This window comes from Janthinobacterium sp. FW305-129 (assembly GCF_020858115.1).
GTDB lineage: Bacteria > Pseudomonadota > Gammaproteobacteria > Burkholderiales > Burkholderiaceae_D > Janthinobacterium.
Genome location: NZ_JACYMM010000009.1, coordinates 108,658 through 123,088, shown reverse-complemented (window position 1 = coordinate 123,088; position 14,431 = coordinate 108,658). Strand labels below are relative to the sequence as shown.

The window sequence follows — 14,431 nt, the reverse complement described above, 5'->3', positions numbered from 1 at the left end:
GACTTGCTGTGTGATGAAATAACTTCCCAGCAACTTGATTACTGGTTTCAGTATGCCAACAACCGTATGCAATTAATATCAGCAGTGGCTGAATATGGCAGTAGGAGCTGTGGTAGATGAAGTAGGATTGTTCCTACAGTCGACGCGCGGGCGCGCGCCGTTGGACTTAGGTCTTGAAGGGGGAGAGCAGGCGGTGCGCGACGGCATACTGGACCATTTCAGACAGCGAGCTCATGCCCATCTTTTGCATGATGCGCGTCTTGTGCGTACTCACGGTCTTGACGCTCAGGTGCAGATTGTTGGCGATTTCCGTGATCGACTTGCCTGCCACCAGCAGGGAAAAGACTTCGAATTCGCGGTCCGACAACTGTTTATGCAGCAAGCTTTCATTCGGCATCATGATGTTGAGCACGAGTTGCTCCGCCACCTCGGCGCTGATGTAGGGACGGCCCGACGCCACCTTGTGGATGGCGCCCACCAGCTGGGTGCCCGCGCTTTCCTTGGTCAGATAGCCTTGCGCGCCGGCGCGGATGGCGCGCACCGCATATTGTTCTTCCTCGTGCATGGTGAGGATCAGGATGGCCAGCTTGGGTGCTTCGCTGCGGATTTGCCGGATCAGGTCGACACCGCTGCGGCCCGGCATCGACAGGTCGAGCAGCAACAGATCGAAGCCGCCCTGGCGCACGTGGTTGAGCACTTCGAAGCCGTCGATGGCTTCACCCACGATATCGATATCCGGTGCGCCGTCGAGGATGCGCTTCAATCCTTCACGCATGATGGTGTGGTCGTCGGCAATCACAATACGTATCATAGGCGGGCAATCTGGAAGCGTGTAGTCTGCTCTGGCCATTTCGTGGCGGCCAATTGTTGAGAAGCGAGAAACATTGTCATTTTAACTGAAATGGCCGCGGATTTGCCTTTTTCTTAATGTGCAGGCCGCGGCGGCCCCATGGCCATGTGACCCCTTATTTCGTCGGGGGTTCCTTGATCAGCCTATGCACGAGCACCGGCAATTTCGAGTGCGACAGCACTTTATTGGTCACGCTGCCCAGCAGCAACTGACCCCAGCCGCTGCGGCCGTGCGAGCCCATGAAGATCAGGTCGCATTGCTGCAATTGCGCCACTTCCACGATTTTCAGGGCCGGGCTGTCGGAAAAGGCCGTCAAGCCCGTCGCTTGCAGGCCCCGCTTGGCCGCCGCGTCGAGGATGGGCTGCCAGTGGTCGGCGCCCGCCTTGCGCATGGCGATGCGGTATTCCTCTTCGCTGGGATAGCTTGGTGGAATGATTTCGATGTACACCGGGTACTGGTATTCGGGCGCCACGTACACGGCAAGGATATCGGCGTGCATCTGTTCGGCAAAGGCAACGCCGGCACAGGCCGTCAAGTTGGAGACGGTGGAACCGTCCGTGGCGATCAGAATTTTCTTATACATGGCAGGTCCTTTGGCGGTGACTCAGCGCGCGCAACGCCTCTTATTGTAGACGGGGCGGCAGCATTGTATTCATGTAAAGACTTGATAATTATCAATACAACTGCACCTTCAGTATAGACAACATTGGCAGAAAGATCGTGTTTTACCTGCAACGATGTCCGTATGGCGCTGTTGCGCAGGCGCCCGGGAGCAGGATTTCTTGTGTCATGCGTGGTCTTGCACGCACGCCAATGGTAGTATTTCAAAATACAACAGCAGGAACACTTATTTCCTGACGGAAAAGCTCTTGTGGACAAGCTTTGCACCAGGAAGCGCGTTTTGAGATTTACCAACAGGGCGGCGCCCTGCTACACTCGCACCATCGCAGCGGTATTGCCTCAAATCATCTTAATCGAGACATTGTGGGTATCAGTCTGTAAAACGCACAGTTCAGGCGGAATTTTGACAAATTATGGAGAAGCAGGGATATGACCAACGCCGCTGATGATTTCGATGCATTATTCGATGAAGTATCTGCGCAAAGTGCGGCAGCGGCTCAGCCCGCGCCTGCCGCCGCGCCCGCTCCCGCCGTGATTGCGGAGGACGATTTCGACGCCCTGTTCGACTCCGTGTCGGCCAGCGCCGCCGTGCCGGCGCCAGCCGCAGCGGCCGAGCCGGCCGTCGCGGAAGCGGCGCCCGCGGCAGTTGCCGCGCCTGGCGAAGCGGCCGATCCCGTCGACCAGTCCGACAAGCCGATGTTCGAGCGCCTGGGCGGCATCGTGCGCCTGCTGCACGATTCGCTGCGCGAACTGGGCTACGACAAGGCGTTGACGGAAGCGTCGTCGCAGATCGTCGACGCCCAGGACCGCCTGGAATATGTCGCCACCCTGACGGAGCAGGCCGCCAACAAGGTCCTGAACACGCTCGACGAAGGCATGCCGGCGCAAGACGTGCTGTCGAAGAAGGCCAAGGACATGGATGGCCGCTGGACGGCGCTGTTCGACGGCAAGCTGAGCCTGGAAGAGTTCAAGGCCCTGGCCGGCGATTCGCGCCAGTTCGCGCAAGCCGTTGCCGAGGCGACGGAAGCGGAAAAAGCCCGCTTGCTGGAAATCATGATGGCGCAGGACTTCCAGGACATCACGGGCCAGCTGATCAAAAAAGTGGTCAACATCACCAAGACGGTGGAAAACGAGCTGGCCCAGCTGTTGCGCGACAACGCGCCGGCCGAGGTGCGCGAAAAACTGGCGCAAAAGCCGGTGCCGCTGATGCAGGGCCCGTCCGTGCCGTCGGTGGCGCTGGACCAGGATAATGTAGACGACCTTCTTGCGGATTTGGGATTCTAATGGACGATATGCTCAAGGATTTCGTCGTTGAGGCGATGGATCTTGCGGTTAATGTAGAAGAGCACTTATTGCGCCTCGAGCGTGATCCTGACAACAAGGAAACACTGAATGCCGTGTTTCGTTCCTTCCACACCATCAAGGGTGGCGCCGGTTTCATGGGCTTGCCCGCACTGGTGGCGGCCTGCCACCTGACGGAAAACCTGTTCGACGCCTTGCGCACGGGCGCCGCGCCCGTGACGCCGATCGCCATCGAGGCAGCGCTGCAGGCGTCCGGTTTCGTCGCCGACCAGCTGACGGAACTGGCCAATGGTTCTGCGCCGGAAAGCTTGCCTGCTATGCCGGAAGAGCTGGAACACATCCTGACGAATGCCATCGAAGGCAAGGGCATGGATGCGCCTGCGCCAGCCGCCGCCGTGGTGGCGGAAGTGGCCGCGCCCGTTGCCGAGGCCGTGGCGGCGGCGCCTGCCGCTGCCGCTGCCGTTTCCACCGCCGGCGCCGATGGCCTGGACTGGGAAGGCATGTATAACGCCGTCGTGCCCGAGGGCAGCCGGGTCGCTGCCGCGCCGGTGTCCGCCGTCGCCGCTGCCCCTGCCGTCGTGGCTGCGCCCGCCGCTGCTGCCGCTGCCGCCAAGCCGGCCGCCAAGGCCTGGGATGGCGCGGAACGGCGCGAAGAGCGTCCGGAAGTGCGCCATGCCGCGCCCGTCAAGGAAGACAGCATCCGCGTCGACGCCGTCAAGCTCGACGCGCTGCTGGAAGTGGCCGGCGAATCCGTGCAGGCCGCCAACCAGGCTGCCGTGCTGCTCGAACGCTTGCTTCAATTCAAATTCGAAGGCCAGGCCGCCACCCTGATGGCGACCTTGGCGGAAACCCTGGAACGCGCTTCGCGCTACTCGACGGAACTGCAGCGGGCGACTTTGGCCACGCGCATGCAGCCCGTGGGCCGTCTGTTCCAGAAATTCCCGCGCCTGGTGCGCGAACTGGCCAAGGACCTGGGCAAGGATGTCGAACTGACCATCGAAGGCGCGGAGACGGAAGTCGACCGCGTGGTGGTCGACAGCCTGTACGACCCGCTCGTGCACATGCTGCGCAACTCGCTCGACCATGGCGTCGAATCGCCGGAAGCGCGCCTGGCTGCCGGCAAGCCCGCCAAGTCGTATATTTCGCTGAAAGCCTGGCAGGAAGCCAACAGTGTCATGATCGTGCTGCAGGATGACGGCAAGGGCATGGACCCGGTCTTCCTGCGCAGCAAGGCCCAGCAAAAGGGCTTGATCAGCGAAAACGCGCAATTGAGCAACGACGAATGTTTCCAGCTGGTGTTCCTGCCGGGCTTCTCGACCAAGGAAGTGGCATCCAGCGTCTCGGGACGCGGCGTGGGCATGGACGTGGTGAAAACTGCCGTGGAGAAAAACCGCGGCGCCATCCACATCGAGTCGACGCTGGGCAAGGGCACCAAGTTCGCCATCCGCCTGCCGATCGAACTGTCGATCGTGCCGACCATGCTGGTATCGACCTCGGGTGCCGCGCTGGCGCTGCCGATGGCCGTGGTGCAGCGCGTCGTCGAATTGCCGGAAACCTTCATGGAAGTGGGCGGCGCGCCCGTGCTGAAAGACCAGGGCCGTCCATTGCCCGTGCGGTCGCTGGCCGGCTCGCTGGGTTACGAATCGTGCAGCGAGCGCGTGGGCATTGTTGTCGCCGCGCCACAGCCGTATATCCTGGCCGTCGCAGCCGTCGATGGTACGGCCGACCTGGTGATCAAGCCGATGACGGCCATCACCGTGGAAGGCATCACGGGCACGGCCCGTTCGGCAGAAGGCGAGCTGGTGCTGGTGGTGGGGCTGTCCTTCCTGATGGACGGCTGCCGCGGCACGGTACGCATGGCGGCATAAGCTTTGCTTTGAAAAATCAAGCCCGCTGCGCAGATTGCGCAGCGGGCTTTTTTTATGCGCCGTCCGGTCGCAGCGTGCCGCCTTCCAGCCAGCGCCGCACGCGCACGATCTCATCGTCGCGGCCCGCCTCGTCCTTCGGCGGCGGCAGGTAGATGTCGGGCATGATGCCGCCCAGGTCCACCTGCAGCTGCGGCAGGCGGGCCGAGCGCGAGGTGGCGTATTGCAGGTGGCGCAAGCCCGAAGGCAGAATGTGCAGGCGCAGATTCGAATAGTCGAGCGCGCCGTAACTGTTGCGGCCGATCAATTTGACGTGAAAGCTTTGCCGCGCCGCCAGCAGGAATTCTTCGCAGGAACTGGCGCAGTCGCGGTCGACCAGCACGGCCACGCGCGCCGGCCGGCGCGGCTCGGGCGTCTCCACGCGCGCATAGCTGATGGTGCCGCCGCTTTGCTGCGGCGCGTATTGGCCCGTCTGGACGGTACGCATCTGCGCCACGGCCTGGGCCGCAAAGGCCGCGCATGCCTGGTCGCCGGGCGCCAGCAGCGCGCAGACTTTCTCCTGGCCCGCGATATTGGCCGGCGTGGACAGCCATTCGGCGCCCATGCTGACGATTTCGCCGGAACTGATCCAGGACAACAGCGGCGCATACGTGCTGTCGCTGCCGCCGCCGTTGCGGCGCACGTCGAGGATCCAGTTGGGACGCTGGGCCAGCGCGTCGCGGTGGGTCTCGAGCAGGCTGGCCACGGCGGCGCGGTAGCGGCCGTGGAAGCTGGGCAGGACCAGGAGCACGGTCGAGTCCGACAAGATCTGCAGCGCCGGTTCCTTCGAGGGCGCCGCCTGTCCCGCCGCGGCGGGCTGGGCCGGCGCCGGTTTGGCGATGTCGAGCGCGCTGCCCGGCTTCACGTGCAAATGGCCCTTGCGCCACATGCCCGCATAGTTTTCCAGGATCGCGTCGCACGCCTTGCCGTCGGCCGCGCCGGCCGCCGCCGTTGCGGCCGTGGCCAGCGCCAGGTCGAAGTAGGCCTGGCCCTTTTGCGCCAGGTGGGCGCGTGCGCCCGTATCGTTTTCCAACAAGAAAGGCGCAATGGCGCGCAAGTCCTGCGCGCAGGTTTCTCCCGGCGTGGCGGCCGCCGCATGGGCGCCGGCCAAGGGCAGCGCGGCCAGCGCCAATAAATGCAGTTTCATCGAGGTCCCCAGGTGTGGCGGCGCGGGTGCGCCGGTCATTATTGTCGAAATACAATACACGAAAGATTGAAGAAAAAGTATCGTTTTCTGGTCGCGCCGTGGCTCGTTCGGCAGCCTGTCCGCAGATGGGGCCGCCGTGTCGCCGATATGCCGATATCGGCAATTTCCAGCTCATATCCAACAAAGTCGCCGAACTTTGTATCGCCAATCCCACGCTTTTGCCTATTTCGGTTCTGTGTTGCCCAATATATGGCATAATCCTTGTGGATCACCGTATGACCTGGTATCACTTGATCACTTACTACAGGCTGTGGCAACGCTGCATAAATCATGATGAAGACGCTTTACGACAAACTTTGGGAATCCCACGTTGTTCGGGCCGAAGATGATGGCACGACAATTCTGTACATCGACCGGCACCTGCTGCACGAAGTCACCAGCCCGCAAGCCTTCGATGGCCTCAGCGTGGCGGGCCGCCAGCCGTGGCGCATTTCCGCCAATCTGGCCGTGGCCGACCATAACGTGCCCACCACCAGCCGCGTCGACGGCATTGCCGATCCGGTCTCGCGCCTGCAGGTGGAAACCCTGGACAAGAACGCCAGGCACTATGGCTTGACCTACTTCAATATGAACGACAAGCGTCAGGGTATCGTGCATGTGATCGGGCCTGAACAGGGCGCGACCCTGCCCGGCATGACGGTCGTCTGCGGCGATTCGCACACGTCGACGCACGGCGCGTTCGGCGCGTTGGCGCACGGCATCGGCACGTCTGAAGTGGAACACGTGCTGGCCACGCAAACCTTGCTGCAAAAGAAATCGAAATCCATGCTGGTGCAGGTCGACGGCGCCTTGCCGCCCGGCGTGACGGCCAAGGATATCGTGCTGGCCATCATCGGCAAGATCGGCACGGCCGGCGGCACCGGTTACTGTATCGAATTCGGCGGCTCGGCCATCCGCGCCCTGTCGATGGAAGGCCGCATGACGGTGTGCAACATGGCCATCGAGGCGGGCGCGCGCGCCGGCATCATCGGCGTGGACGACACCACCATCAATTACGTCAAGGGCCGCCCGTTTTCGCCGGCCGGCCCGCACTGGGAACGCGCCGTGGCCTATTGGCGCACCCTGCATTCGGACCCGGGCGCCCGCTTCGACCTCGTCGTCACGCTCAACGCGCAAGACATCGTGCCGCAAGTGACCTGGGGCACGTCGCCTGAAATGGTGGTCGGCGTCGATGGCCGCGTGCCTGATCCTGACCAGGAAAAAGACAGCGTCAAGCGCGATGCGATGGAAAAGGCGCTCGTCTACATGGCCCTGAAACCGAATACCGCCATCGAAGACATCCGCATCGACAAGGTCTTCATCGGTTCCTGCACCAATTCGCGCATCGAGGATTTACGGGCTGCCGCCGCCGTGGTGCGCGGCAAGTACCGCGCCTCGAACGTCACCCTGGCGCTGGTCGTGCCCGGTTCCGGCCTGGTGAAAGACCAGGCCGAGCGCGAGGGACTGGACCGCATCTTCAAGGATGCCGGCTTCGAATGGCGCGAGCCGGGCTGCTCCATGTGCCTGGCCATGAATGCGGACCGCCTGGAACCGGGCGAACGCTGCGCCTCGACCTCGAACCGCAACTTTGAGGGCCGGCAAGGGCAGGGCGGACGCACGCACCTGGTGTCGCCCGCGATGGCGGCGGCGGCAGGCATCGCCGGCCACTTTGTCGACGTGCGGGCTTTGCGATGACGGCAGGGACTGGCGCCGCTGGTTTACACTAGCGGTCTCAGTCCCTTATTTCTTATCGAGAACTCATCATGAAAAAACTCTTCGCCCTCCTCATCGCCACCGTCATCTTGTCCGGCTGCAACACCGTCTCCGGCATCGGCCGCGATGTGCAGAAAGTCGGCCAGGTCGTCACTGGCGCCGGCGGAAAATAAACCGTGACGTGCCGGCGCCCCGCGCCGCGCGTCTTACCGAGTAGAAACAGCATGGATAAATTTACGATTTACGAAGGCCTGGTGGCCCCGCTGGACCGCGCCAACGTCGACACCGACGCGATTATCCCGAAGCAATTCCTGAAATCGATCCACCGCAGCGGCTTCGGCCCCAACCTGTTCGACGAATGGCGCTACCTCGACCATGGCGAACCGGGCCAGGACAACAGCCGCCGCCCGCTGAACCCGGAGTTCGTGCTCAACGAGCCGCGCTACCAGGGCGCCTCGATCTTGCTCACGCGCAAGAATTTCGGCTGCGGCTCCTCGCGCGAACACGCGCCGTGGGCGCTCGATCAATACGGCTTCCGCGCCATCATCGCGCCCTCGTTTGCTGACATCTTCTTCAATAACTGCTACAAGAACGGCTTGCTGCCCATCGTGCTGTCGGAAAGCCAGGTCGAGCACCTGTTCAATGAAGTCAAGGCCTTCCCCGGCTACAAGCTGGTGGTGGACCTGGAACAGCAGTGCGTGCGCACCAGCAATGGTTCCGTCTCCTACCCATTCGAGATCGATGCCTTCCGCAAATATTGCCTGATGAATGGCCTCGACGATATCGGCCTGACCCTGCGCCATGCCGACGATATCCGCGCCTTCGAAGAGCGCCACCTCGCCACTCAACCGTGGCTCGCCAACGTCATCTAATCGATAAAAATATGAAAATTGCAATCTTACCCGGCGACGGCATCGGTCCTGAAATCGTCGCGCAAGCCGTCAAGGTCTTGAATGTGCTGGGCGAATCGTTCGAGCTGGAAACGGCGCCCGTGGGCGGCGCCGGCTATGCGGCCCATGGCCACCCTTTGCCGGAAGGCACCCTGGCGCTGGCGAAAGCAGCCGATGCCGTGCTGTTCGGCGCCGTCGGCGACTACCAATACGACAACCTGGAGCGCCAGTTCCGCCCGGAGCAGGCGATTCTGGGCTTGCGCAAGAACCTGGGCCTGTTTGCCAACCTGCGTCCGGCCATCTTGTATCCGGAACTGGCGGGCGCCTCGACCCTGAAGCCGGAAGTGGTGTCCGGCCTGGACATTCTGATCATCCGCGAATTGACGGGCGACATTTATTTCGGCCAGCCCCGCGGCGTGCGCGAGTGCCCGGACGGTCCGTTCAAGGGCCAGCGCGAAGGTTTCGACACCATGCGCTATGCGGAAGGCGAAATCCGCCGCATCGCCCACGTGGCGTTCCAGGCCGCGCAAAAGCGCGACAAGAGACTGACCAGCGTGGACAAGGCGAACGTGCTGGAAACCTTCCAGTTCTGGAAAGACATCGTCATTGACGTGCACAAGGAATACCCCGATGTTGCGCTAGATCATATGTACGTCGATAACGCGGCCATGCAGCTGGTGCGGGCGCCGAAGAAATTCGACGTCATGGTGACCGGCAACATGTTCGGCGACATTCTGTCCGACGCGGCCGCCATGCTGACGGGTTCGATCGGCATGCTGCCGTCCGCCTCGCTGGACGCCAACAACAAGGGCTTGTACGAGCCATCGCACGGTTCGGCGCCCGATATCGCGGGCAAGGGCATCGCCAATCCGCTGGCGACGATCTTGTCGGCCGCCATGATGCTGCGCTATTCGCTGAACCGCGAAGAGCAGGCAAACCGTATCGAAGGCGCCGTCAAGCAAGTGCTGGCGCAGGGGCTGCGCACGGCCGACATCCACGAGGCAGGCACGACTTTGGTCGGCACCGAGGCGATGGGCGATGCGGTGGTCAAGGCATTAGGATAAAATATTTCAATGACGGCAGTCGCCGTCTCATCTTGAGGAATGGTAATGAAATTAGTTGGCTTGGTAGGTTGGCGCGGTATGGTCGGTTCGGTCCTGATGCAGCGCATGCAGGAAGAGGGCGATTTCGCCCACATCGAACCGGTGTTTTTCACGACGTCGAACACGGGCGGCGCGGCGCCGGCCATGGCGAAGAATGAAACCATCCTCAAGGATGCCAACAACATCGCCGAACTGTCCAAGTGCGACATTATCATTTCCTGCCAGGGCGGCGACTACACGAGCGCCGTTTTCCCGCAACTGCGCGCAGCGGGCTGGAACGGTTACTGGATCGATGCGGCCTCGACCTTGCGCATGGAAAAGGATGCCGTCATCGTGCTCGACCCCGTCAACCTGCACGTCATCAAGGATGCGCTGGGCAAGGGCGTCAAGAACTACATCGGCGGAAATTGCACCGTGTCGTGCATGATGATGGGCCTGGGCGGCTTGTTCCAGCACGACCTGATCGACTGGATGACGTCGATGACCTACCAGGCGGCCTCGGGCGGCGGCGCGCAGCACATGCGCGAACTGCTGACGCAATTTGGCACCATCAACAGCTCCGTCAAGGCCTTGCTGGAAAACCCGGCGTCCGCCATCCTGGAAATCGACCGCCAGGTGCTGGCCACCCAGCACGGCTATTCCCCGGATGAAATCAAGCAATTCGGCGCGCCGCTGGCCGGCAACCTGATCCCGTGGATCGACAAGGACCTGGGCAACGGCCAGTCGAAGGAAGAGTGGAAGGCGGGCGCGGAAACGAACAAGATCCTCGGCCGCGGCATCGACTTCGGTACCAAGGAAATTCCTGTGGACGGCCTGTGCGTGCGCATCGGCGCCATGCGCTGCCATTCGCAGGCGCTGACCATCAAGCTGAAGCAAGACGTGCCGCTCGATGAAATCAACGACATCATCGCCAGCAACAATCAATGGGTGAAATTCGTGCCGAACACGCGCGAAGCGTCCGTGCGCGACCTGTCGCCGGCGGCCGTCACGGGCAGCCTGACGATTCCAGTCGGCCGCGTGCGCAAGATGAGCATGGGCGGCGAATACCTGTCCGCCTTCACCGTGGGCGACCAGTTGCTGTGGGGCGCGGCCGAGCCGCTGCGCCGCATGCTGCGCATTTTGCTCGACGCGTAACAGCCATAAATCAGCAATAATTTGCTGATGCAGATCAAGCCGGGGTTGTTTTCCCGGCTTTTTTTTCGTCCCGAGCCCGTCAAGGCTCAACCATGCGGAGCTTGCATAGCTCTGGGCATGATGATATGTTGATACCTCTGGAAAAGTAACAGTTTTCCCATGTCAACTAAGATGCCGCCAACTATGCCTGTACACACTCGTCCCCGGGTCGCCTCCCTTGCCATTAAAACACTCAGCAGCGCTGTCGCCTGTGCGGTGTTATTGTCACCGGCGGTATCCGCAGCCGAGCTGGGCAAGATCACGGTGCTGTCCGCCGCCGGCCAGCCGCTGCGCGCCGAGGTCGAATTATCAGCCGTCAAGCCGGGCGAGGCAGCCAGCCTGCTGGCCAAGCTGGCGCCGCCGGAGGCCTACCGCCAGGCCAACGTGGAATTCAATCCCGCGCTGAACGCACTGACGTTTGCCGTGGAAAATCGCAACGGCAAGTCCTTCATCCGCATCAGCTCGGCGCAAGCCGTGGCCGAGCCCATGGTCGACCTGCTGCTGGAGCTGAGCAGCAAGAGCGGGCGCCAGGTGCGCGAATATGCATTCGTGCTCGACACGCCCGAAGCGCGCCAGACGCGCGGCGCGCAAGTGACGGCGCCAGTCGAACCAGGCAAGGCCAAGCCGGCCGCTGCGGCGGAGACCGCGCCGGCGAAAAAGGCGGCGGGCGAATACAAGGTCAAGACGGGCGACACCCTGAGCCGCATCGCCAGCGAACTGAAGCCTTCGGGCGTCTCGCTCGACATGATGCTCGTCGCCCTGTACCGCGCCAATCCCGATGCCTTCAAGGGTGAGAACATGAACCGCATGCAGGCCGGGCGCATCCTGGCCGTGCCGGGCGCGGACGCCGTGCGCGCCACCAGTGCGGCCGAAGCGAAGGGCATCGTGACGGCGCATGCCATCGATTTCGAAGCCTACCGCAACAAGCTGGCGGGCCAGGTGTCGCAAAGCAAGCCGGCCAAGGCCGCGCAGGCGGCGCAAAGCACGGCCGGCAAGATCGGCGCGACCAAGGTCCAGGAAAAACCGACGGCCGTGAGCGAGTCGCAAGATAAATTGAAACTGTCGAAGGCGGAACCGGCGGCCAAGTCGGCCGGCAAGAGCGCCGTCGCCAGCGAGGAAGACAAGATCGCCAAGGCGAAACAGGTCGATGAAGCGGCCGCGCGCGTCAAGGAACTGGAAAAGAACGTCAGCGACCTGGAAAAGTTGATGGCGGTCAAGAGCAAGGCCATGGCCGACAAGAGTGCGCCCGCGCCCGTCAAGCCGGCCGAGGCCGCTGCCAGCGCGTCGGCCAGTGCAGCGGCCAGTGCTGCGGCCAGCGTCATCGCCAGCGCGCCCGCCGAAGCCCAGCCGCCTGTTCCGAAAGCGAAACCGGTGCCGCTGGTGAAAAAACCGTCGCCGCTGGAACCGACCTTTGCCGACAAGATCAACGACCACCTGGGCGCCATCGGCATCGGTCTGGCCGCGCTGCTGGCCGCCGTGGCCGCGCTGGTGATTGCGCGCCGCCGCAAGGAGACGCCGCCGGCCCAGGACGATATCGCCCCCGTGTTCGAGCCGGAAGCGCCGGTAACGCCGCCATCCGGCCTGGCGCCGGAAGACCAGCAGTCCGAGGCGAGCAACCACCTGTTCGGCACGGGCGCCGCCGCTGCCGGCGTGGCCGCCGCAGCGGGCGCCAGCATGCTTGAAGGCAATGAAACGGACCCCGTTGCCGAAGCCGACGTGTATATCGCCTACGGCCGCGATGGCCAGGCGGAAGATATCCTCAAGGAAGCCTTGCGCATCCACCCGGAACGCCATGCGGCCCGTTTGAAGCTGCTGGAAATCTATTCGGCCCGCAACGATGTGCGCGCGTTCGAAGACCAGGCCAGCGAGCTGTACAGCCTGACGCGCGGCCAGGGCGAAGAGTGGCCGCAGGCGGCCGCCCTGGGCCTGGCGCTCGATCCTGCCAACCCCCTGTATGGCGATACGGAAGACGACGCCGTCGTCAGCCTGAGCAAGGGTGCGGGCGACGACGTGCATGGCCAGAGCATGGACTTGCCCGACGATCTGTCGACGCCTGCGCCGCTGGCCGACCTGGCGCCGGCCGAGCCGGTATCTTCCGTGACGGCCCGCGATGTGCGCGATCCCCTCGATTTTGACCTCGACAGCCTCGATTTCGAGCCCGTTTCCACCAGCGACCCGATCGTCATGCCCGGACCGGACAGCAAGCCGGTCGCTGCCGCGCACGATGCGCAGTACGACGCCAGCATGGATTTCGGCCTGGACCTGGAGCCGCCAGCCGGTCCCGTCAATGGCGTGGGCGCCGGTTTGACGCCTTTGCCTGATCCGTTGAAAGACGTGGACCTGGCCCATTTCGACCTCGACGAGCCCGTGGCGCCCGCTGCCGCGCCCGTCGCGGCGGCCGAGCCGTCGATCCACAGCCTGTTTGACGATGCGCAAACACCAGCCACCTTGCCGGAAGCCATACCGCCAGCACAGGAATTCGACCTGTCCGGCATCGACCTGGACCTCAACGATGGCAAGGCGGCCAGCGTGGGCGTGGACGACCCGCTGTCGGCCATCCACATGGAAATGGATACCAAGCTGGACCTGGCGATCGCTTACCAGGAAATCGGCGACAAGGAAGGCGCGCGCGAGCTGATCGATGAGGTCATCAAGGGCGGCAGCGAAGAGCAGGTCGCCAAGGCGAATACGATGCGAGCTTTGCTGAGCTAAGCACCTGATACGACGTCCATGGCAGCGTTGCACGGTCTCGCCGTACTATTCGTACTGTCTTCGACCATGCGCCTTGCCCTGAACGCCGTCTCAGGCGCTGGTGTCGTCGGGAGGCAGGGCCGCCTGCGCGCCGGTATAATGCTTCGATGCAAAATATTACGACAGTAACGCCATTCAAGCGTATCGTCCTGGGCCTGCAGTACGACGGCACGGCCTGGCATGGATACCAGAAGCAGGAAGACGGGCAAACGGTGCAGGACCAGCTGGAAAACGCGCTGGAGCAGTTTGCCCGCGTGCGCCTGGCCACCACCTGCGCCGGCCGCACGGATACGGGCGTGCATGCGCTCGAGCAAGTCGTGCATTTCGATACGGATTTGAACCGCGATGTGCACTCGTGGGTGCGCGGCGTCAACGCCTTCCTGCCGAAATCGATCGCCGTGCGCTGGGCCAAGGAACTCGAAGGCGATCCGACGGTCAATGACTTCTTCCACGCCCGTTTCAGCGCCCGCGCACGCACTTATCATTATGTGTTGTATAACAACGCTACCCGTTCGCCGCTGGTGGAAGGGCGCGCCGGCTTCTTTTTCCGCCCGCTGGACGTGGAACTGATGCGGCAAGCCGTGCAGCCGCTGCTGGGCTGGCACGATTTCACGGCTTTCCGCGCCGCGCAATGCCAGGCCAAGTCGCCCGTCAAGCTGATGCACGACATCCGCATCGAGCGGCGCGGCGATTGCGTCATTTTTACGATTACGGCCAATGCCTTCCTGCATCATATGGTGCGCAACCTGGTTGGCTCGCTCGTGTATATCGGCACGGGGCGCGAAAAGCCGGACTGGCTCGGGCATTTGCTGGAAAGTAAGGATCGCCACGCGGCGGCGCCCACCTTCATGCCGGACGGCTTGTACCTGGCGCAGATCGATTACGATCCGAAATGGGAGTTGCCGCAAGACAGTAGCAGCGCCTTGCCCTGGTTTTGA

General features: G+C 62.9%; 12 protein-coding genes. 9 read left to right on the top strand and 3 right to left on the bottom strand.

Annotated features, from left to right (window positions below):
• Positions 1-166 precede the first annotated feature (166 nt).
• The gene (locus IGS61_RS19070; protein ID WP_034750556.1) at positions 167-811 is read right to left on the bottom strand and encodes a response regulator; all 645 of its coding nucleotides are present in this window, start codon (positions 809-811) and stop codon (positions 167-169) included.
• A 154-nt stretch (positions 812-965) separates the two neighbouring features.
• On the bottom strand, positions 966-1,433 hold the full coding sequence (locus IGS61_RS19065) for a universal stress protein (RefSeq protein WP_230541112.1): 468 nt from the start codon (positions 1,431-1,433) through the stop codon (positions 966-968).
• Positions 1,434-1,900: 467 nt separating this feature from the next.
• Here IGS61_RS19065 and IGS61_RS19060 point away from each other — a divergent pair, with 467 nt between their 5' ends.
• On the top strand, positions 1,901-2,755 hold the full coding sequence (locus IGS61_RS19060; RefSeq protein WP_230541111.1) for a protein phosphatase CheZ: 855 nt from the start codon (positions 1,901-1,903) through the stop codon (positions 2,753-2,755).
• Positions 2,755-4,641: a chemotaxis protein CheA gene (locus tag IGS61_RS19055; RefSeq protein ID WP_230541110.1), complete on the top strand. Its 1,887-nt coding sequence runs from the start codon at positions 2,755-2,757 to the stop codon at positions 4,639-4,641. Before IGS61_RS19060 ends, IGS61_RS19055 begins: the two co-directional genes overlap by 1 nt.
• A 52-nt stretch (positions 4,642-4,693) precedes the next feature.
• Here the strand turns inward: IGS61_RS19055 and IGS61_RS19050 are convergent, their stop codons facing one another.
• Entirely contained in the window at positions 4,694-5,824 is a 1,131-nt protein-coding gene (locus tag IGS61_RS19050; RefSeq protein ID WP_230541109.1) for a S41 family peptidase, read from the bottom strand.
• A 330-nt stretch (positions 5,825-6,154) separates the two neighbouring features.
• Here IGS61_RS19050 and leuC point away from each other — a divergent pair, with 330 nt between their 5' ends.
• From leuC to truA, 7 genes are all read left to right on the top strand, one after another.
• Entirely contained in the window at positions 6,155-7,558 is a 1,404-nt protein-coding gene (gene leuC, locus IGS61_RS19045) for a 3-isopropylmalate dehydratase large subunit (protein ID WP_230541108.1), read from the top strand.
• Between the two features lie 68 nt (positions 7,559-7,626).
• Positions 7,627-7,749 (top strand): lipoprotein, encoded by a 123-nt coding sequence (locus tag IGS61_RS19040; RefSeq protein ID WP_010400408.1) that lies wholly within the window; start codon positions 7,627-7,629, stop codon positions 7,747-7,749.
• 51 nt (positions 7,750-7,800) lie between these two features.
• On the top strand, positions 7,801-8,448 hold the full coding sequence (gene leuD / locus IGS61_RS19035) for a 3-isopropylmalate dehydratase small subunit (protein ID WP_230541107.1): 648 nt from the start codon (positions 7,801-7,803) through the stop codon (positions 8,446-8,448).
• 11 nt (positions 8,449-8,459) lie between these two features.
• Entirely contained in the window at positions 8,460-9,530 is a 1,071-nt protein-coding gene (gene leuB, locus IGS61_RS19030; RefSeq protein ID WP_230541106.1) for a 3-isopropylmalate dehydrogenase, read from the top strand.
• A 45-nt stretch (positions 9,531-9,575) separates the two neighbouring features.
• Positions 9,576-10,703: an aspartate-semialdehyde dehydrogenase gene (gene asd / locus IGS61_RS19025; protein ID WP_230541105.1), complete on the top strand. Its 1,128-nt coding sequence runs from the start codon at positions 9,576-9,578 to the stop codon at positions 10,701-10,703.
• 261 nt (positions 10,704-10,964) lie between these two features.
• Entirely contained in the window at positions 10,965-13,454 is a 2,490-nt protein-coding gene (locus IGS61_RS19020; RefSeq protein ID WP_268993949.1) for a FimV/HubP family polar landmark protein, read from the top strand.
• 146 nt (positions 13,455-13,600) lie between these two features.
• Positions 13,601-14,431, top strand: coding sequence for a tRNA pseudouridine(38-40) synthase TruA (gene truA, locus IGS61_RS19015; RefSeq protein WP_230541103.1), 831 nt, complete (start codon positions 13,601-13,603; stop codon positions 14,429-14,431).

Bases quoted from the DNA above. Each gene is read 5' to 3' on its own strand.
- IGS61_RS19040 (WP_010400408.1), top strand. From the start codon at position 7,627: ATGAAAAAACTCTTCGCCCTCCTCATCGCCACCGTCATCTTGTCCGGC.
- leuC (WP_230541108.1), top strand. From the start codon at position 6,155: ATGATGAAGACGCTTTACGACAAACTTTGGGAATCCCACGTTGTTCGG.
- IGS61_RS19055 (WP_230541110.1), top strand. From the start codon at position 2,755: ATGGACGATATGCTCAAGGATTTCGTCGTTGAGGCGATGGATCTTGCG.
- IGS61_RS19065 (WP_230541112.1), bottom strand. From the start codon at position 1,433: ATGTATAAGAAAATTCTGATCGCCACGGACGGTTCCACCGTCTCCAAC.
- IGS61_RS19070 (WP_034750556.1), bottom strand. From the start codon at position 811: ATGATACGTATTGTGATTGCCGACGACCACACCATCATGCGTGAAGGA.
- leuD (WP_230541107.1), top strand. From the start codon at position 7,801: ATGGATAAATTTACGATTTACGAAGGCCTGGTGGCCCCGCTGGACCGC.
- leuB (WP_230541106.1), top strand. From the start codon at position 8,460: ATGAAAATTGCAATCTTACCCGGCGACGGCATCGGTCCTGAAATCGTC.
- truA (WP_230541103.1), top strand. From the start codon at position 13,601: ATGCAAAATATTACGACAGTAACGCCATTCAAGCGTATCGTCCTGGGC.
- asd (WP_230541105.1), top strand. From the start codon at position 9,576: ATGAAATTAGTTGGCTTGGTAGGTTGGCGCGGTATGGTCGGTTCGGTC.
- IGS61_RS19060 (WP_230541111.1), top strand. From the start codon at position 1,901: ATGACCAACGCCGCTGATGATTTCGATGCATTATTCGATGAAGTATCT.
- IGS61_RS19050 (WP_230541109.1), bottom strand. From the start codon at position 5,824: ATGAAACTGCATTTATTGGCGCTGGCCGCGCTGCCCTTGGCCGGCGCC.